This window comes from Marinobacter sp. V032 (genome assembly GCF_052645435.1).
Genome location: NZ_JBQXYE010000005.1, coordinates 51,268 through 70,134, shown reverse-complemented (window position 1 = coordinate 70,134; position 18,867 = coordinate 51,268). Strand labels below are relative to the sequence as shown.

The following is an 18,867-nucleotide window of genomic DNA, read 5'->3' as shown; positions in this document are numbered from 1 at the left end:
TTGCGCTATCTCTGCTCAGAATAGCTCCTGGGGTAGCAAACTCTCGCTGGTGCCATCTTCCGAGCGTGACCTGAGGGTTTCGCTTTCCTGCTCTTCCATCGGCGGAACATTCTCTTCCCGGAACAGTTCAAATGTGGCATCTGGATTACCAGGGGCTGCCCGCCGGCCAGTTTCCGGATCAATCTTGACGGTGACTATGCCGTTGGGGCGCGGCATATAGGCGGGTGGCTGATCTTTAAAGGCTTCTTTTGAATATTCCAGCCACACGGGGAGCGCCGCAACTGCGCCATACTCGCCCCGGCCCATAGGTTTGGGTTGATCGAAACCCACCCATGCGGTAGTTGCCATGTTGTAGTTGAAGCCAGAGAACCACGCATCCCGCTGCTCATTGGTTGTACCTGTCTTGCCGCCCACGTCTTCGCGATTGAGTGCCAGGGCCCGTCTGCCGGTGCCTCGTTTGATCACATCTCTGAGTATCGAATGCATGATGTAGACCGCCCGCTCATCTGCCAGCTTTGGTGCCGTTCGGATGGCGGGGAACCCAGCGTCCGGGGTCGGGGTGTTGTCGGTTATGCGGGCGCAATCCGCGTCACAGAAGACAACGCTGGGCGCTCCGTAAAGGATGTTGCCCCGGCTGTCTTCGATTTTCTGGATAAGGTAGGGCGTGACATCGTGACCGCCGTTGGCGATCACCGCAAAGCCGCGCGCCACTTCCATCGGCGTGAGGTTGCCGCTTCCCAGTGCCAGCGACAGGTTGTGCGGCATGCCCGTTGTGTCGATTTTCAGCTGGTTGAGATAATCAATGGTGTAATCGATGCCAATCGAGCGCAGCAACCTGATCGATACCAGGTTGCGTGACCGATACAGGGCTTCGCGCAGGCGAGTTGGGCCATAGAACTGGCCGCTCGAGTTTTGGGGGCGCCAGGTGGTTTCCAGATCTGAATCATCAAACACTATCGGAGCGTCATTGATCAGTGTGGCAGCCGTATTCCCTTTCTCGAGTGCTGCCAGATACAGGAACGGTTTGAAGTTCGAGCCGGGCTGGCGCTGTGCCTGCATCGCCCGGTTGTACTTGGATTGCTGGAAGCTGTAACCACCAGTCAGCGCAAGAATGCCACCGGATTGCGGGTTAAGCGAAATCAGCGCGCCCTGTATTTCCGGCAGTTGCGACAGGGTAACTTCCGGCAGGGTCTCTGCCTCGGTGCCGGCGTCCGTATCGGCATCTGTCTGGGCCGCCTCGAGAATGGGTTTGACGTAGATTACGTCACCTACGCTGACCACGTCGCCCGGATTGGCCGGTTTACCGCCAGTGAGGTCCTGAGTCTTGTAGCGACGGGCCCAGGTCATGGATTCGAACGACATGGTGGCTGCGCCCAGCCGGCTGACATAGACGTTGACAGCGTCGTCCTTTACGTCGGTCACCACGGCAGGGTAGAGGGGATCGTAGCTCTTGAAGCTAGCCAGAGCGCTATCGAAGTCGCCCGTTTCCATCTGATCGTCGTCAAGCTGGGCGATCGGGCCGCGGAAGCCGTGGCGTCGATCAAAGTCTTCGAGGCCGGATTTAAGCGCGCGGTTGGCTGCGATCTGTTTTTCGCTGTCGACCGTCAGGTAAACCTTGTAGCCCTCGGTGTAGGCCTCGTCGCCGAAACGACGCACCATTTCGGTTCGGGCCATCTCCGCGACATAGTCTGCTTCGAGCTCTGTTTCGGCGCCATGGAAGAAAGCGGTAATCGGTGCTTTGGAAGCCAGCTCGTAGGCATCGTCAGAGACAAACCCCAGTTCGTTCATGCGCTGCAGGATCCAGTTTCGGCGAATCAGCGCACGCTCGGGATTGGCGAGAGGGTTGTAAGCAGAGGGAGCCTTCGGCAAACCGGCCAGCATGGCCATCTGTGCCAGGGTTAAGTCATTGACAGACTTACCATAGTAGACCTGAGCTGCCGCCTGAATGCCGTAGGCGCGATTGCCGAGATATATCTTGTTTAAGTACAGTTCCAGGATCCGTGACTTGGGTAGTTCACGTTCAATCTGAAAGGCAAGCAGTATCTCATTGAACTTGCGAATAAATGTACGATCGCGTGACAAAAAGTAGTTTTTTGCAACCTGCATTGTGATGGTACTGCCCCCGGAACGGATCGATCCGGTAGTGACCAGTTCGACTGCAGCCCGCAGCAGGCCTTTGAAGTCGACCCCATTGTGCTCGTAGAAACGCGCGTCTTCAGCGGCCATGAAGGCATGTAACTGAATTGTTGGGATCTGTTCTATTGTGATAGGTGCCCTTCTCTTTTCACCGAATTCTGCTATTAATCTGTTGTCGCTGGAATAGACCCGAAGAGGCGTCTGGAGCCGGATGTCGACCAACTGGTCAACAGCAGGTAATCCTGGGCGCAGATACAGGTAGAAACTTGAGAGCAACATGGCGCCAAGAGAAATACCAGCTAAAAGGCACCAGGTCGTTATGCGAGTCAATCGAATCATTCGGGACATTTTTTCTGACAACTGTTGGATATAGGTCTATCATTTGAGAAATTGCTTTAGAAGAATCAGGCATCTTTGATGCCCACTTGCCTTTCTCCTAATAAGAACAGGCATTGTAGACGCAAAGCAAAACAAATTCTCTTAAATAAAAAACACATAGCCCGGTGCAATTAACCAGGTATAGGGTGAGCGCGTGTTCGGATTGTTTGGTAATAAATCCAGTACTGTGCTGGGAGTCGACATCAGCTCTAGTTCGGTCAAGCTGCTGGAACTATCCCGGCAGGGTGATCGGTATAAAGTTGAAAGTTATGCGGTTGAGCCGCTGCCCGCCAATGCTGTAGTTGAAAAGAATATTACGGACGTTGAAGCCGTGGGTGATGCTTTAAAAAAGGTTGCGAGCAAAGCTCGAACCAGCATCAAGCACACGGCGGTTGCCGTTTCCGGATCAGCCGTTATTACGAAGCTGATCCAGATGAATGGTGGCCTCAACGAATTTGAAATGGAAGATCAGATCGCCCTTGAGGCCGATCAGTACATTCCTTACCCGCTTGATGAAGTCGCCATCGATTTCGAAGTGCAAGGGCCCTCCGAGACTAATCCGGATCAGGTCGACGTTCTGCTGGCTGCGTGCCGGAAGGAAAACGTGGATATTCGCGAGGACGCACTGTCTATCGCCGGCCTGTCTACGAAAGTTGTCGACGTTGAAGCCTACGCTCTCGAACGGGCGTTTACGCTGCTTGAGCCTCAGCTTGATTCCCAGGGTGAAGAGCTTGTGGTGGCGATCGTCGATGTTGGCGCAACCATGACCACGCTGAGCGTTCTGTCTGAAGGCAAGACGGTGTACACCCGCGAGCAGATCTTTGGCGGCAAACAACTGACTGAAGAGATTCAGCGTCGCTACGGTCTGTCGCTTGAAGAAGCCGGGCTTGCCAAAAAGCAGGGCGGCCTTCCTGATGACTACGAAGTTGAAGTGCTGGCACCTTTCCGTGAAGCGGTGGTTCAGCAAGTTGCGCGCGCGCTGCAATTCTTCTTCGGTGCCAGTCAGTACAACGCTGTCGACTACGTCATTCTTGCCGGCGGCACCGCATCGATTCCTTCCCTGACCGAAATGGTTGAAGAGAAGACCGGAACAGCCACGCTGGTTGCTAACCCCTTCGCCGAGATGGCGGTGGGATCCCGGGTGAATGCATCTGCACTGAGCAATGATGCGCCGTCGCTGATGATTGCTTGTGGTTTGGCGATGAGGAGTTTCGACTAATGGCAAATATCAACCTCAGGCCATGGCGCGAGGAGCTGCGTGCAGAGAAGCAGCAGCAGTTTGTAGTCATGCTGGTTGGCGCTCTGATTGTGGCGGCCGGCCTGGCTTTCTTGTGGAAATCTCATCTTGACGGCGAAATTCGCTATCAGGAATCGCGTAATGCTTACGTGCAAAGCGCAATGAAAGAGCTGGATGCCCAAATCAAGGAAATCGAAGACCTGCGTCGCAAGCGCGACGAGCTGATTTCCCGGATGCAGGTTATTCAGGATCTTCAGGGCAAGCGTCCGGTTATCGTCCGGGTGTTTGATGAGCTGGTGCGCACGTTGCCGGATGGCCTGTTCTATACCGATCTCAAAAAAGCGGGCGAGCAGGTATCGATTGTGGGCATGGCGGAATCCAATAGCCGGATCTCCAGCCTGATGCGTCACTTCGATGATTCGGACTGGTTTACCAACCCTAATCTGACGAACGTTTCAGCCGCAGATAACACACGCGCCGGATACAGTCAGTTTACGTTGTCCGTGAAGCAGCAAACGCCATCTCCCGAAGGGGAGGAGAAAAAATGAGTCTGGCTGATTCCTTCAAAAGTCTAAGCGAATTCGACGTCAATGACCTTGATGTCAACAATGCCGGCATCTGGCCGATGCCGGTCAAGATTATCGTCATGCTGATTATTTTCGGCCTGGTGTTGGGTGGTGGCTACTGGTTCTTTATCAAGGATCAGTATGTGCAGCTCGACCGTGTGGCGAGTCAGGAAGTGGATCTTCGCAAACAATACGAAGAGAAAGCCTACAAGGTGGCGAATCTTCCGACTTTCAAGAGCCAGATGGCTGAAATGGAAGAGACTTTCGGCGCGTTGGTGAAGCAATTGCCAAGTGACACCGAAGTGCCTGGCTTGCTGGAAGACATCACCAACACGGCACTGGGTAGCGGGCTTGAGCTACAAGTTGTTTCGCTCCTGCCGGAGCAGAAGCGTGACTTCTATATCGAGCTGCCGATCAATATCCGCGTTCGAGGCACCTATCATGAGCTGGCCTCTTTCGTCAGCAGCATTGCCGGTCTGCCGCGAATTGTGACGCTGCACGACTTTACGATTAAACCAATCAGTGGTGAAGGGGAGTTGCTGGACATGCAGGTCCTGGCACGTACTTACCGCTACCGGGCTGGAGAGTGAGCATGGCGATGAAGCATGCAGGAAAGGCCTGGGTTAGTGTCTGTCTGGTGTCCCTACTGACGGCGTGTTCCCAGGGTAACGGGTTTGCTGATCTTGATCAGTTCATGGCAGAGACCCGTGCAAAGCCGAGAGGATTTGTCGAACCGCTGCCGGAATTCAAGGCGTACGAAGCATTCACATACTCAGCAGCAGATCGCCGGTCTCCTTTCGAGGCGCCGGTAGAAGTGCAGCTGACGATGATGGATCAGGCGCCACAGAGTGACGTCGAGCCCAATCTGGATCGGCCGAAAGAGGTTCTGGAAAACTTCCAGCTTACCGAGCTGACCATGGTCGGCACGCTGAAGAAAGCGGAAGGCGGGAACGGTCTCTTTGCTCTGGTTAAAGATAATACCGGTGGCATTCATCGTGTCCGCTCCGGTAACTACATGGGTCAGAATTACGGCCGGGTTGTCGGCGTAAACGAGACTCGCATAGAACTGATGGAAATAGTTCCTAATGGCCAGGGCGGCTGGGTGGAGCGTCCGCGCTCCCTGTCACTGGACGAAGGCTAAGGAATGGCAGTATGGATAACTACAGCAAAATGTACGAACAAAAAAGTTTGGGGTCGAGGCTAACGATGTTGAGAAAATACGCACTAACGATCGGCATGACTGTGCTCGGCATGGCCTCTGGGCTTGCAAATGCGGTTAGCCTGAATGACGTGACCTTCTCGTCGCTTCCAAGCGATGGAACGGAAATCAAACTGATGTTTGATGGCACTCCGCCGAACCCGACGGGCTACACGATTGAGCGCCCGGCACGGATTGCAATTGATCTGAGTGATACCCAGAGCGCGCTTGAAAGCCGTGCTCTGTCGCTCGGCAGCGGTAATGCAAAGAGCATGACTGTTGTCGAAACCAAGGATCGAACGCGCCTGATTTTTAATCTGGTCGAGCTTGCGCCATACGAAACCAGCGTTCAGGGCAATGCCGTAATCGTCACCATCGGTGGTGAGAGTGGAAACGGCCAGGCGGCGAGCAGTTCGTCAGTGTCAGCGACGGTTGCCGCACCAGCCTCACGTTCGATGGGGCGTCAGGGCGTGTCGAATATTGATTTCCGACGCGGTGAAAAAGGAGAGGGCCGGGTGATTGTCAGCCTGTCTGATCCGAAAACGCCGGTTGATCTTTCCGAAGGTGGCGGTCGCATCCGTCTGGTGTTGGGTGACACGAATGTTCCTGAGGAGCTGCGTCGTCGTCTTGACGTGACGGACTTCGCTACGCCGGTAACCCGTGTTGATACCTTTATGCAGGGTGACGACGCCGTTATCGAGATCCGCCCGAAAGGCGATTACGACTACCTGGCTTATCAGGCTGGTGGCGAGTTCACCGTGAGTGTGGAGCCGCTGACCAAAGAAGAAGCGGACAAGCGCAAGGAAGAGAAATTCCCGTACAGCGGCGACAAGCTGTCCCTGAACTTCCAGGATATCGAAGTGCGCTCAGTGCTTCAGTTGATTGCGGACTTCACCGGCCTGAACCTGGTTGCCAGTGATACCGTGAGCGGCAGCATTACCCTGCGTTTGCAGAACGTACCTTGGGATCAGGCGCTTGACCTGATTCTCAAAACCAAAGGTCTGGACAAGCGTCAGATTGGTAACGTTCTCCTGGTTGCGCCTGCTGACGAAATTGCAGCCCGTGAGCGTCTTGAGCTTGAAACATCGAAGCAGATTGCCGAGCTGGCACCTGTGCGTCTGGATATCGTTCAGGTGAACTACGCCAAGGCAGCAGACATCGTGGCGCTGATTCAGGCGGACGAAGAACTGATTTCATCGCGCGGTTTTGTGTCTTCCGATGCCCGCACCAATACCATCAGCGTGCGTGAGACTTCGGACAAGCTGGAGCAAATCCGTCGTTTGGTTTCAACCTGGGATGTACCTGTACGTCAGGTTCTGATCGAAGCCCGCATTGTGCGTGCACAGACAGATCTTGCGGAAGAGCTCGGTGTTCAGTGGGGTCTTGGATACGGTGATGAAGTCAACAGCGGCAACGGCAACTTTGTTGTGGGTGGCGATCAGGGCAGTGTCACGTCTATCAACAATAGCGGTGTTGGTTTCCCGGCAGGCCTGAACGTGGATCTGGGTGTGACGCGTGCGAACAGCTCGTCGATTGCACTGGGATACATCGGTACCGACTTCCTCGTTGATCTTGAACTTTCGGCTTTTGAAAGTGACGGCGAAGCTGAAATCGTGGCCCAGCCAAAAGTTGTGACCGCTGATCGCCAGACGGCGAAGATCAAGTCCGGTGAAGAAATCCCGTACCAGGAAGCCTCATCGAGCGGTGCGACTTCAGTATCCTTCAAGGAAGCGGCACTGTCGCTTGAGGTGACGCCGCAGATCACGCCTGATGACAAGATCATTATGGACCTGACCGTCAATCAGGACTCGCGTGGTCAGGAGACTGCGGGTGTTCCAAGTATTAACACCAACGAAGTGACTACTCAGGTTCTGGTGCAGAACGGCGAAACCGTTGTTCTCGGTGGCATCTTCCAGTCGGAAACAGCGACCACCATAACCAAGACACCATTCCTTGGCGATATTCCCTACCTGGGGCGTCTGTTTACAAAGACCACAAAGATCGACGAGCGTAGCGAACTGCTGATCTTCATTACGCCGAAGATCCTGAAAGGCGAACTGATCGACTGATCATGAGAGCTGAATGAAAAGGCCGCCGTTCCAGGCGGCCTTTTTCGTTGTATGATGGGGCCAATCCGGCGCTTATCTGCACATCCGTCGCTGTGCTATCCTTCGCGCCCTGTATTGAACTGAGCTGACATTATGCCGTTGCCAGAGCGTATTGTTATTGTCGGTCCCATGGGGGCAGGCAAGAGTACAATTGGGCGCATGCTCGCGCGCGAGCTGGGTTACCATTTCATCGACTCGGACCGACTTATCGAAGAGCGGTGCGGCGCCAATATCCCCTGGATATTTGACGTGGAAGGTGAGGAGGGTTTCCGGACGCGTGAAACCAGCATTCTGGAAGAGCTATCCAGAGAGCAGGGCGTGGTCGTTGCCACGGGCGGTGGCGCCGTGATGCGCGAGGAAAACCATCGACACCTGAGCCACTCCGCGACCGTTATTTATCTGAAGACCTCCGTTGATCAGCAGTACGAGCGCACGCGTCGGGATCGCAATCGGCCACTGCTTCAACAGGATGATCCTCGGGCAGTGCTGAGTGAACTCTTCTCCCTTCGTGATCCGCTATACAGCAAGCTCGCCGATATTGTGATGATGACTGACAAGAAGAGCCCGCGCCTTGTTGTTCGTCAGCTGGTCAACCGAATTCAGCCAAGAACGCCTCGTCAGAAGCGCCATATCAAGAAGGAAGGTCAAAATCATGCCTGAAGTTTCCCGCAGACTGTCCGTTGAGCTGGGCGACCGCAGTTATCCCATATTGATTGGGGCTGGTGTGCTGGGGCAGGAGGATCTGACGCCCTACGTGGCCGGGGACCGGGTGCTGATTGTGACGAATGACGCTGTTGGCCCGTTATATCTGGATAAGGCAGCAAAATGTTTTCCCGGCAAGGCGGTCGACTCTGTTGTGTTGCCGGATGGCGAGCAACATAAGAACTGGCAAACCCTGAACCTTATTTTCGATGCATTGCTTGAAGGCCGGCATACACGCAGCACTACTCTGGTCGCGTTGGGTGGCGGTGTGGTGGGGGACATGACCGGTTTTGCCGCGGCGAGTTACCAGCGAGGCGTGGCTTTTATCCAGATTCCAACGACCCTGCTGTCACAGGTCGATTCGTCAGTTGGCGGTAAAACCGGGATCAATCATCCGCTCGGCAAGAACATGATTGGCGCGTTTCATCAGCCCGAAGTAGTGCTGATCGATACCGATACCCTGAAAACTCTGCCGAGCGAAGAGGTTTCTGCGGGTCTGGCTGAAGTCATCAAATATGGCCTGATCCGCGATTCCGGGTTCCTTGAATGGATCGAAGATAATCTTGCAGGCCTGATGGCGCTTGACGCGGAGTTGCTCGCCGAAGCCATATACCGTTCTTGCCTGTGCAAGGCCGAAGTGGTGGCCGTGGATGAACGGGAAGGTGGGTTGCGCGCCATTCTGAACCTGGGGCATACGTTTGGCCATGCAATCGAAACCTATACCGGCTACGGCAGCTGGCTTCACGGCCAGGCGGTGGGTGCCGGAATGCTGATGGCGGCCGATCTGTCGCAACGAGCCGGTATGATTGCTGACAGCGACGTGGTTCGCATTCGCTCTGTTATTGAGAAAGCCGCGTTACCTCTGAGCCCTCCGAAGGGGATGGCGGCAGAGGATTTTCTGCGGTTGATGGCGGTTGATAAGAAGAATCTTGATGGCAGTTTGCATTTGGTGCTGCTGGAGGCGGTTGGAACTGCAATTGTATCCAATACGTTCCGGCAGGCTGATTTGCAGCAGACGCTGGATCATTTCTGTTGTTGAGGGTGTTAGGCGTGGCGTGCAAGGACGGTCGTAATGGCGAGTGATGATGTATTGGCCAGCGATGCTGGTGGTCTTTTCCCGCGTCTGCAGGAGCGCTACGGATTGGGGCAAGATCCTCTTTCGATGGATGTGCCCTTCTTTGGCGGCGCCCAGCGTCAATATGCCCTGGATACGATTCGTCATCTCGCTGCGTTTGGCGATCTGATGCTGCTGCTGACCGGCGAGCGAGGATCGGGCAAAACCCGTGTGCTTGCGGAGTTGGTTCGAAGTGAATCTGAAAAACTGAGCTTTCACCGTTTTTCTGTTTCTCAAGTCACCAGTGAGCAGGCGCTCGCGGACTTGTTGCTTCGTATCGCCCATCAAGGGCTAGGTGCGGGCAAGTCGGCGCGAGATGCTATCTTCGGCTTTTTCCGCTGGAGTGAAACCTCCACTCGAAAAGGCAATCGACTGGTCCTGCTCTTTGACGACGCGGACCAGATGCCGTCAGCTGTTCTCCATATTTTGCTGGCTGCCCATCGGGGAGCTGATTGCAGTCAGTGTGCTGTGCCTGTGTTTTCCGGTTCGGACAAGCTTGTTGCGTCGCTGGGGCTTAGCGGTGATAGCGGTGCTTATCAGGAGCGCGTGCATCAGGTGCATTTGCGACCGTTAACGCGAGAAGAATTGGCGGAATATCTCAGGCCGAGAGTAGAGCGGGCCAATGGGGATGCGTCGCAGCTGCTGTCATCTTCCCGTCTGAAGCAGTTGCATGAGCTGAGTCAGGGGAGCTTCGGACGGCTCAAGCGTATAGCGCCGGCGGTCTGGCTGGATATGGCGGGGCATCAACCTGCTCCCGCAAAGGCGGCCGGGAAGGGTGTTATGCGCGGTCTACTCTGGCCGGTAAGTGGTTTGATACTGCTCGGATTATCATGGTTTATCGTGTCGAGCCAATACGACTCGACAGTTGCGACCAATCAGGTCGATCCTTCACCGGTGGTTGTGCCAGAGCGCAAAACGATTCGACTGGGTCCCGCTGTGGAAGACCAGTCGGCGAAAGAGAGCTTGGCTGCACCAATCGCTCCGGAATCTGGTCCTGATCCAGCTGTCTCGCCGAACCAGGCCCCGGTAGAGCGCGTTGTGAGTGATTCGGAAGTTGCAGAGCCGGCTGCGCCGGTACCGGATACTTCCACGGCCCCAGACGACAGTGCTGAGCTGGCCACCGCGCCGATTGAAACAGATGCGAAGCCCGAGCCTCCTCAGCCGGCCACAGCGAAGCCTTCCGCTGAAAGTGTTGCTGATGCTCCAAAGAAAGACGCCATCAAGCCAGTGGAGACAGCTCCTGATGCGATGGCGGAGAAAAAAGCTAAAAAGCCCAAAGCTCCCCAGGTGCAAGGCGTCAGTGCGGCCAGGCCGGACCGGTTTCTGCCGATTGCACAGGTCCGCAAGCGCAAAGGGCTGACTGCCCAGTTTATCGCTGGATATGAGGAGCAGACGGTGCTGAACTTCCTGGATCAGTACCCGGAAGTTGATGCACTCACCTATACCCGCTCTACACGGAAGGGCAAACCGTGGTATGTTGTCTTCTATGGACAGTTCGATGATCGTGCGCAAGCTGATCGTGAATTGGGAGCGCTCCCGGGTAAACTCGGTAGGCAGGAGCCCTGGGTCAGGGCATTTAGTGGCTTTTGAGCGCTGTAGGGGTGGCGGTTAGCTGGATTTCCAGTGAGACATTAAGCGCTTAACCTCTGTTTTTATTCTTTCTTACCTCAGTTGGCATCTGTTTTTATTCCGTAAATGCGTTAAAAAATGCTCAATTATTTGAGTAGGTATTACTGCGCATGTAAAATAGCCAGCCCCCATTTTCAGTGTCAAAAGGCGGTGTGTGTATTATTTTTGCATATCCTTTTGATTGAAAAGAATTTTTATGTGAGAGAACGCTTATGATGACAGGTTTGTATCATCCCAGTGAGTTCAGGGACAACTGTGGATTTGGCCTGATAGCCCACATGAAGGGCGAGGTCAGCCACAAGTTGCTGCAAACTGCCATCGAGTCGCTCACCTGCATGACCCACCGCGGTGGTATTGCAGCTGACGGCAAGACTGGTGACGGATGCGGTTTGTTGCTTCAGAAGCCTGACGGGTTTCTGCGCAAGGCAGCCAAGGAGAGCCTGGGTAAAACCCTGGGCGAGCTTTACGGCATCGGCATGATTTTTCTGGATCAGGACGAGCAAAAAGCAGCGCATGGCCGGTCCACACTCGAAAAGAACCTGGTAGCGCAAGGTCTTGAAGTTGTCGGTTGGCGTGAAGTGCCAACGGATAGCAGCTGTCTTGGACCCATGGCGCTGGACTGCCTGCCGCGCATTGAGCAGGTGTTTGTCGAGCCTGCCGGCAAGAGTGAGCGCGAATTCGCCATCAGCATGTTTCTCGGTCGTCGCCATACAGAAAAAGATATGGCGGAAGACAGTGAATTCTATATCTGTAGCCTGTCGCACAAGACACTGGCGTACAAAGGCCTGATGATGCCGGCCGATTTGCCGACTTTCTACACGGATCTCGGCGATCCTGACCTGCACACCGCGATCTGTGTTTTTCACCAGCGTTTTTCGACCAACACCATGCCGCGGTGGCCGCTGGCTCAGCCGTTCCGTTTCCTTGCCCACAACGGCGAGATCAATACGGTAGAAGGTAACCGCAACTGGGCCATTGCCCGTGCTTCCAAATTCAAGTCCCCGGAACTCCCGGATCTGCAAACCCTGCAGCCCCTGGTCAATCGGACCGGTTCAGACTCATCCAGCATGGATAATATGCTGGAGATCCTGCTTGCAGGTGGTGTTGATCTGTTCCGCGCCGTTCGAATGATGATTCCGCCGGCGTGGCAGAATGTCGACACCATGGATTCCGAGTTGCGTGCGTTCTACGAGTACAACTCGATGCACATGGAGCCGTGGGATGGTCCCGCTGGTCTGGTACTTTCAGACGGGCGTTATGCGGTTTGTATGTTGGACCGGAACGGTTTGCGTCCAGCTCGCTGGGTTATCACCAAAGATGATTTCATCACACTGGCATCCGAAATTGGCACCTACGGCTACAAGCCGGAAGATGTTGTTGCCAAGGGCCGCGTGGGGCCTGGCCAGATGCTGGCTATTGATACTGAATCTGGCGAAGTGCTGCACACCAAGGACATTGACGACCGCCTCAAGAGCAGTCAGCCCTACAAACGCTGGCTGCGCGAGAACGCGTTACGCGTTGAAGCAACCCTGAACCAGGACACGCCTGAATTCAGCCTGATGGACAGCGACGAACTGCAAGTTCATCAGAAGATGTTCCATGTGTCGTTTGAAGAGCGGGATCAGGTACTGCGTCCTATGGCCGAAAACGGCCAGGAAGCAGTGGGCTCAATGGGTGACGACACCCCGATGGCTGTTCTGTCCAGCAGGGTTCGTCACGTCGCCGACTATTTCCGTCAGAAGTTCGCGCAGGTCACCAACCCGGCGATCGACCCGCTGAGGGAATCGATCGTCATGTCGCTCGAAACCTGTATTGGCGCCGAACGGAATGTGTTTGAAGAGTCACCGGAGCATGCCAACCGGATTATCCTTTCAACACCGGTTCTGTCGCCCGCGAAGTTTTTGCGTATCGAAAATAATGATCGCCCGGGCTTCGAGGCGATCCGTATCCGCCTGAGCTACAGTCCTGAACTGGGCTTGAAGAAGGCCGTTGAAGCGGTTTGTGCCGAGGCAGAGCAAGCGGTACGTAACGGCAAGGTATTGCTGATCCTGACGGACAAAGATCTGGTGCAGGGCGAATTGCCGATCAATGCGCTGATGGCGACAGCGGCTGTTCACCATCACTTGAGCGAGATTGGTCTGCGCTGTGATTCCAACCTGATTGTCGAAACCGGTTGGGCCCGGGATTCGCACCAGTTTGCGGTGCTGTTCGGCTTTGGTGCGACGGCGGTTTATCCCTACCTGTCATACCAGATCCTGAATGATCTGATTCGCACCGGCGAAGTCATGATGGATCCGATTGAAGCGAAGAATAACTACCGCAAGGGTATCAATAAGGGGCTGCTGAAAATCCTGTCCAAGATGGGGATTTCAACGATCGCCTCCTATCGTGGTGCGCAGCTTTTTGAAGCCATTGGTCTGGACGAAGAGGTCGTTGATCTCTGCTTCCGGGGTGTGCCAAGCCGCATAAAAGGCGCCGGTTTCCATGATTTCCAGCAAGATCAGGAATTGCTTGCTGGTGTTGCCTGGAAAAAGCGCAAGCCGATCTCCCAGGGCGGGCTACTCAAGTATGTCCACGGCCAGGAATATCACGCCTTCAATCCCGATGTGGTGAATACACTGCAGCAAGCGGTCTCCTCCGGTGAATATGGTGTGTATCGCGAATATGCGGCGTTGGTGAATGAACGGCCTGTCGCCACACTGCGTGATTTGTTGACCTTCAAAGCCGGTATCAAGGCAATCGATATCAATGATGTTGAGCCGGTTGAAGCGATATTCCCACGGTTCGACTCGGCGGCTATGTCGCTGGGTGCGCTGTCGCCGGAGGCGCATGAGGCACTGGCCGTCGCCATGAATACTCTGGGTGGCCGGTCCAATTCGGGTGAGGGCGGTGAAGATTCGGCTCGTTACGGGACTGATCGTCGCTCCAAGATCAAGCAGGTGGCGTCCGGCCGGTTTGGTGTTACCGCTGAATATCTGCGCAGCGCTGACGTTATGCAGATCAAGGTGGCTCAGGGCGCCAAGCCCGGTGAAGGTGGTCAGCTACCGGGCGGCAAGGTAAATGAACTGATCGCCCGCCTGCGATATTCAGTGCCGGGCGTAACCCTGATTTCGCCACCGCCGCACCACGATATCTATTCGATTGAAGATCTTGCTCAGCTGATCTTCGACCTCAAGCAGGTCAACCCCAAAGCGCTGGTGTCGGTGAAGCTGGTATCAGAGCCAGGTGTCGGCACGATTGCGGCGGGTGTCGCGAAGGCCTATGCCGACCTGATTACCGTCTCCGGTTATGACGGTGGCACGGCTGCAAGTCCGTTGACATCGATCCGGTATGCCGGCTCTCCGTGGGAGCTGGGGCTGAGTGAAACCCAGCAAGCACTGCGTTCGAACGACCTGCGTGGCAAGATCCGTCTGCAGACAGACGGTGGCCTGAAGACAGGTCTGGATGTGGTGAAGGCCGCGATCCTGGGTGCTGAGAGCTTTGGCTTTGGTACCACACCGATGGTCGCGCTGGGCTGCAAATATCTTCGAATCTGTCATTTGAATAACTGCGCTACAGGTGTTGCAACCCAGAACGAGCGCCTGCGGGATGAGCATTTCAACGGCACTGTTGAAATGGCGATGAACTTCTTCCGTTTTGTTGCGGCAGAGACCCGGGAATGGATGGCCAAGCTTGGTGTTCGTTCACTCGAAGAGCTGGTTGGTCGTACCGATCTGCTGGAGCGTCTGCCCGGCGATACGGCGCGGCAAAGCAAGCTGGATCTGAGCCCGATCCTTGGCAATGATCTGATTCCGGCAGACAAACCTCATACCTGTCAGGTTGAGCGCAACAAGCCATTTGACCAAGGCTCGCTGGCCGAACAAATGGTGGGTGACGTTATGGATGCTGTCACTGGCAAAGTGGGCGGCACCTGGTCCTATCGGGTCACGAACTGTGATCGCTCCATCGGTGCCCGGATTTCCGGTGAAATCGCCCAGTTGCATGGCAATCAGGGGATGGCTGGAGCGCCGATCACATTGGAGCTGACCGGAACGGCCGGCCAGAGCTTCGGTGTCTGGAACGTCGGTGGTCTCAACCTGATTCTTGAAGGTGATGCCAATGACTATGTCGGCAAAGGCATGACCGGCGGCAAGCTGGTGGTACGTCCACCGCGCCAGAGCACATTCAAGACCCAGGAAACCTCGATTATCGGCAACACCTGTCTTTACGGTGCAACCGGCGGCAAGCTGTTTGCTGCAGGTACTGCCGGTGAGCGTTTTGGTGTTCGTAACTCTGGCGCCCACGCTGTTGTCGAGGGTGTTGGTGATCACTGTTGTGAGTACATGACCGGTGGACTGGTCACTGTTCTTGGCACGACAGGTCATAACTTTGGTGCCGGTATGACCGGTGGCTTTGCTTATGTGCTGGATCAGAAGAACACGTTTGTCGACAAGTACAACCACGAGTTGGTCGAAATTCAGCGTATCTCCAGTGAAGATATGGAGCCGTACCGGAATCATCTGCGCGGTGTTATTCGAGAGCACGTTGCAGAAACTCAGAGCGAGTGGGCTGAACACCTGCTTGATAATTTCGATGACTACCTTGGCCGCTTCTGGCTGGTGAAACCGAAGGCTGCAAATCTTCGCTCACTGCTGGCAAGCACCCGCGGGCGCCCGGAATAACGGGCTCTCCTGAGTAAATAGCTCAGGTTGTGGGGCGCACAGGCGTTGCAAGTGCATCGAAATTGAATAATTGAGAGTCGCGTGATGAAAGAGAGATTAAATAACGATTTCCAGTTTATCGAAGTGGGGCGGGTTGATCCGAAGAAGGTGCCTGCGCGGAAGCGCAAGAAGGAGTTCGGTGAAATTTACCATCCGTTCAAGCAGGATGATGCGGCGAGTCAGGCACATCGCTGCCTGCATTGCGGTAACCCGTACTGTGAATGGAAGTGCCCGGTACACAACTATATTCCGAACTGGCTGAAGCTGGTGTCGGAAGGCAATCTGCTGGAAGCAGCGGAGCTGTGCCATCAAACGAACTCACTGCCGGAAGTCTGCGGTCGGGTCTGTCCGCAGGATCGTCTGTGTGAAGGCGCCTGTACGCTGAATGACGGTTTTGGTGCAGTCACCATCGGTTCTGTTGAGAAATACATTACGGATACCGCTTTCGCGCTGGGCTGGCGTCCTGATGTGTCTCACGTCAAGTGGACAGATAAAAAAGTGGCTGTAATTGGTGCCGGTCCTGCTGGTCTGGGATGCGCTGATATCCTGGCACGTAACGGGGTTAAGCCGGTCGTATTCGATCGCTACCCTGAAATCGGTGGCCTGCTGACCTTCGGGATTCCCGAGTTCAAGCTGGAAAAGACGGTCATGGCCCGGCGTCGTGAAATCTTCGAATCCATGGGTGTTGAATTCCGCCTGGCAACTGAAGTGGGCAAAGACGTGCTGCTTGAAGACATCATTGATGACTATGATGCTGTGTTCATGGGCATGGGGACCTACACATACATGAAGGGTGGCTTCCCTGGCGAAGAGCTTGGTGGTGTTCATGATGCCTTGCCGTATCTGATTTCGAACGTCGACCGGCGTCTTGGTTTTGAAACCGACGAAGCCAGCTTCATCGACATGAAAGACAAGCGCGTTGTCGTCCTGGGTGGCGGCGATACCGCGATGGATTGCAACCGGACTGCAATCCGTCAGCAGGCGGCGAGTGTCACTTGCGCCTATCGCCGTGACGAAGCCAACATGCCCGGTTCTCGCCGGGAAGTGGCTAACGCCAAGGAAGAGGGCGTGAAGTTCATGTTCAACCGTCAGCCTATCGCCATTATCGGCGAAGACCGGGTTGAGGGTGTAAAAGTAGTTCAGACCCGTCTGGGTGAACCTGACAACAACGGACGTCGTCGTCCGGAAGTGGTGCCAGGCAGCGAAGAAGTCATTCCTGCTGATGCGGTGCTGGTGGCTTTCGGTTTCCGTCCAAGCCCTGCTGACTGGTTTCAGCCGCTGAATGTGGCGATCGATGATTCTGGCCGGGTGACCGCCCCGGAAGAGAGCGAATTCCAGTTCCAGACGTCTAATCCCAAAATTTTTGCCGGTGGCGACATGGTCCGTGGTTCGGATCTGGTCGTAACTGCTATCTGGGAAGGCCGTCAGGCTGCTGAAGGTATACTGGATTATCTGGATGTCTGACTCGCGCCTCGCGTGATCCAGAACATGAACTGCTACGTTGCCGGCGCACTCTGCGCCTGTGACGGCTGACAAAGAGAGTGGTATGTCCGAACTGAAGAATGACCGCCTTCTGCGCGCACTGATGCGCCAGCCCGTTGACCGTACACCAGTATGGATGATGCGCCAGGCAGGCCGTTATCTGCCGGAATACCGGGCCACCCGGGAAAAGGCCGGCGACTTCCTGAGCCTTTGCAAGAACACGCCGTTGGCATGTGAAGTCACGCTGCAGCCGTTGGAGCGCTACCCTCTGGATGCGGCGATTCTGTTTTCGGACATTCTCACCATCCCGGACGCAATGGGGCTCGGGTTGTATTTCGAGACCGGTGAGGGGCCGAAGTTCAGGCACACGGTACGCTCAGCGGCAGATGTGGCGGCATTGCCCGCTCTCGACGCGGAGGTCGATCTCGATTACGTGATGGCGGCAGTCTCCACCATACGCGGCGCTCTGGGTGGACGAGTACCGTTGATCGGCTTCTCGGGCAGTCCCTGGACGCTGGCTACGTACATGGTCGAGGGCGGATCTTCCAAAGACTTCAGGGAAGCCAAGCGGCTGATGTACACCGAGCCACAGGTGATGCATGCCTTGCTCGACAAGCTCGCAACCGCGGTTACGGGCTATCTTAACGGGCAGATAAAGGCGGGTGCCCAGGCGATCCAGATTTTCGATACCTGGGGTGGCGCACTGTCCTCGTGGGCCTATGCCGAGTTCTCTCTGGCTTATATGAAGAAAATCGTCGATGGTTTGATTCGTGAGCATGACGGCCGCCGAGTGCCGGTGGTGCTGTTCACGAAAAACGGCGGTCAGTGGCTGGAGTCCATGGCTGAAACCGGCGCTGATGCGCTGGGCCTGGACTGGACGACGGACATTGGCAACGCCCGCGCACGGGTAGGCGACCGCGTTGCCTTGCAGGGCAATATGGACCCGACAATGCTGTATGCGCCACCTGAACGCATTCGTGAAGAAGTCGCCTATATCCTGTCACGGTATGGCTCCGGCCCCGGCCACATTTTCAATCTCGGGCATGGCATTACGCCAGAGGTAGACCCGGCCAATGCCGGTGCCTTCATTGAAGCTGTGGTTGAACTTAGCGGCGCTTATCACAAGGGATAATCTGGGTTGCAGTGACAGGGTTTATTTGATTTCCGAGTGGTGACCACCAGTATCGCGCGCTATATTGAGCCGATACCGGCGTTCAGAACAGGCAGGGATTCAGGTTATGGCAGACCACTCGAAAGCAGATAATCGAAGACGCTTCCATCGGATTTTGTTCGATGCGCCCTGCGAATTGCACTCTGGCGAAGAAACCTGGCACAGCCAGGTGCTCGATATCTCGATGAAAGGGGTACTGTTGCGGCGGCCGGAGGGCTGGCGCGTGCCCCTTAACCAACCCTTCGAAATTACCATTCACCTGAATGAGCTGGACGCGGGCATTGTGATGGCTGTGAACCTCTGCCATATCGAGCCCAATCATCTGGGCTTCAAGTGCGAGTACATTGATCTCGACAGTGCCACCCACCTCAAGCGTCTGGTCGAATTGAACCTTGGCGATCCGGCCTTGCTGAACCGCGAATTGAGCTTTCTGGGCGAGCAATAGC

At 55.4% G+C, this 18,867-nt stretch carries 13 protein-coding genes; 12 read left to right on the top strand and 1 reads right to left on the bottom strand.

The genetic code is table 11. The features are described 5' to 3' along the window. Nucleotides 1–15 precede the first annotated feature (15 nt). Nucleotides 16–2,484 carry a penicillin-binding protein 1A gene (locus ACUN9X_RS17350; RefSeq protein WP_445473871.1) on the bottom strand — a complete coding sequence of 823 codons (2,469 nt, stop codon included), beginning with the start codon at nucleotides 2,482–2,484 and terminating at the stop codon, nucleotides 16–18. A 184-nt stretch (nucleotides 2,485–2,668) separates the two neighbouring features. Between ACUN9X_RS17350 and ACUN9X_RS17345 the strand changes: the two genes are divergently transcribed. The 12 genes from ACUN9X_RS17345 to ACUN9X_RS17290 all read left to right on the top strand — a co-directional run bounded on the left by ACUN9X_RS17345 (nucleotide 2,669) and on the right by ACUN9X_RS17290 (nucleotide 18,866). Continuing rightward, on the top strand, nucleotides 2,669–3,733 hold the full coding sequence (locus ACUN9X_RS17345) for a pilus assembly protein PilM (protein ID WP_260038038.1): 1,065 nt from the start codon (nucleotides 2,669–2,671) through the stop codon (nucleotides 3,731–3,733). Further along, on the top strand, nucleotides 3,733–4,299 hold the full coding sequence (locus tag ACUN9X_RS17340) for a PilN domain-containing protein (RefSeq protein WP_260038036.1): 567 nt from the start codon (nucleotides 3,733–3,735) through the stop codon (nucleotides 4,297–4,299). The genes ACUN9X_RS17345 and ACUN9X_RS17340 overlap by 1 nt, the downstream gene beginning before the upstream one ends. Beyond that, nucleotides 4,296–4,907 carry a type IV pilus inner membrane component PilO gene (locus tag ACUN9X_RS17335; protein ID WP_260038035.1) on the top strand — a complete coding sequence of 204 codons (612 nt, stop codon included), beginning with the start codon at nucleotides 4,296–4,298 and terminating at the stop codon, nucleotides 4,905–4,907. Before ACUN9X_RS17340 ends, ACUN9X_RS17335 begins: the two co-directional genes overlap by 4 nt. A gap of 2 nt (nucleotides 4,908–4,909) precedes the next feature. Beyond that, nucleotides 4,910–5,458 (top strand): pilus assembly protein PilP, encoded by a 549-nt coding sequence (locus tag ACUN9X_RS17330; protein ID WP_260038034.1) that lies wholly within the window; start codon nucleotides 4,910–4,912, stop codon nucleotides 5,456–5,458. 65 nt (nucleotides 5,459–5,523) lie between these two features. After that, nucleotides 5,524–7,584 (top strand): type IV pilus secretin PilQ, encoded by a 2,061-nt coding sequence (gene pilQ / locus ACUN9X_RS17325; protein WP_445473913.1) that lies wholly within the window; start codon nucleotides 5,524–5,526, stop codon nucleotides 7,582–7,584. Nucleotides 7,585–7,716: 132 nt separating this feature from the next. Beyond that, nucleotides 7,717–8,283, top strand: coding sequence for a shikimate kinase AroK (aroK, locus tag ACUN9X_RS17320; RefSeq protein ID WP_260038033.1), 567 nt, complete (start codon nucleotides 7,717–7,719; stop codon nucleotides 8,281–8,283). Next, on the top strand, nucleotides 8,276–9,364 hold the full coding sequence (gene aroB, locus ACUN9X_RS17315) for a 3-dehydroquinate synthase (protein ID WP_260038032.1): 1,089 nt from the start codon (nucleotides 8,276–8,278) through the stop codon (nucleotides 9,362–9,364). The genes aroK and aroB overlap by 8 nt, the downstream gene beginning before the upstream one ends. Nucleotides 9,365–9,397: 33 nt before the next feature. Next, nucleotides 9,398–11,029: an AAA family ATPase gene (locus ACUN9X_RS17310; protein ID WP_260038031.1), complete on the top strand. Its 1,632-nt coding sequence runs from the start codon at nucleotides 9,398–9,400 to the stop codon at nucleotides 11,027–11,029. A 251-nt stretch (nucleotides 11,030–11,280) separates the two neighbouring features. Further along, nucleotides 11,281–15,729: a glutamate synthase large subunit gene (gene gltB / locus ACUN9X_RS17305; protein WP_260038030.1), complete on the top strand. Its 4,449-nt coding sequence runs from the start codon at nucleotides 11,281–11,283 to the stop codon at nucleotides 15,727–15,729. A gap of 84 nt (nucleotides 15,730–15,813) precedes the next feature. Beyond that, entirely contained in the window at nucleotides 15,814–17,232 is a 1,419-nt protein-coding gene (locus ACUN9X_RS17300; protein WP_279307122.1) for an FAD-dependent oxidoreductase, read from the top strand. Nucleotides 17,233–17,314: 82 nt separating this feature from the next. After that, entirely contained in the window at nucleotides 17,315–18,382 is a 1,068-nt protein-coding gene (gene hemE / locus ACUN9X_RS17295; protein WP_260038029.1) for a uroporphyrinogen decarboxylase, read from the top strand. 106 nt (nucleotides 18,383–18,488) lie between these two features. Continuing rightward, a complete protein-coding gene (locus ACUN9X_RS17290; RefSeq protein ID WP_260038028.1) occupies nucleotides 18,489–18,866 on the top strand; it encodes a PilZ domain-containing protein in 378 nt (125 codons plus the stop codon). Nucleotide 18,867: the final 1 nt, after the last annotated feature.

What these genes read in the sequence shown, in the direction of transcription:
- ACUN9X_RS17350 (WP_445473871.1), bottom strand. Translation starts at nt 2,484, where the DNA reads ATGTCCCGAATGATTCGATTGACTCGCATAACGACCTGGTGCCTTTTA.
- ACUN9X_RS17340 (WP_260038036.1), top strand. Translation starts at nt 3,733, where the DNA reads ATGGCAAATATCAACCTCAGGCCATGGCGCGAGGAGCTGCGTGCAGAG.
- ACUN9X_RS17335 (WP_260038035.1), top strand. Translation starts at nt 4,296, where the DNA reads ATGAGTCTGGCTGATTCCTTCAAAAGTCTAAGCGAATTCGACGTCAAT.
- ACUN9X_RS17330 (WP_260038034.1), top strand. Translation starts at nt 4,910, where the DNA reads ATGGCGATGAAGCATGCAGGAAAGGCCTGGGTTAGTGTCTGTCTGGTG.
- pilQ (WP_445473913.1), top strand. Translation starts at nt 5,524, where the DNA reads ATGTTGAGAAAATACGCACTAACGATCGGCATGACTGTGCTCGGCATG.
- aroK (WP_260038033.1), top strand. Translation starts at nt 7,717, where the DNA reads ATGCCGTTGCCAGAGCGTATTGTTATTGTCGGTCCCATGGGGGCAGGC.
- aroB (WP_260038032.1), top strand. Translation starts at nt 8,276, where the DNA reads ATGCCTGAAGTTTCCCGCAGACTGTCCGTTGAGCTGGGCGACCGCAGT.
- ACUN9X_RS17310 (WP_260038031.1), top strand. Translation starts at nt 9,398, where the DNA reads ATGGCGAGTGATGATGTATTGGCCAGCGATGCTGGTGGTCTTTTCCCG.
- gltB (WP_260038030.1), top strand. Translation starts at nt 11,281, where the DNA reads ATGATGACAGGTTTGTATCATCCCAGTGAGTTCAGGGACAACTGTGGA.
- ACUN9X_RS17300 (WP_279307122.1), top strand. Translation starts at nt 15,814, where the DNA reads ATGAAAGAGAGATTAAATAACGATTTCCAGTTTATCGAAGTGGGGCGG.
- hemE (WP_260038029.1), top strand. Translation starts at nt 17,315, where the DNA reads ATGTCCGAACTGAAGAATGACCGCCTTCTGCGCGCACTGATGCGCCAG.
- ACUN9X_RS17290 (WP_260038028.1), top strand. Translation starts at nt 18,489, where the DNA reads ATGGCAGACCACTCGAAAGCAGATAATCGAAGACGCTTCCATCGGATT.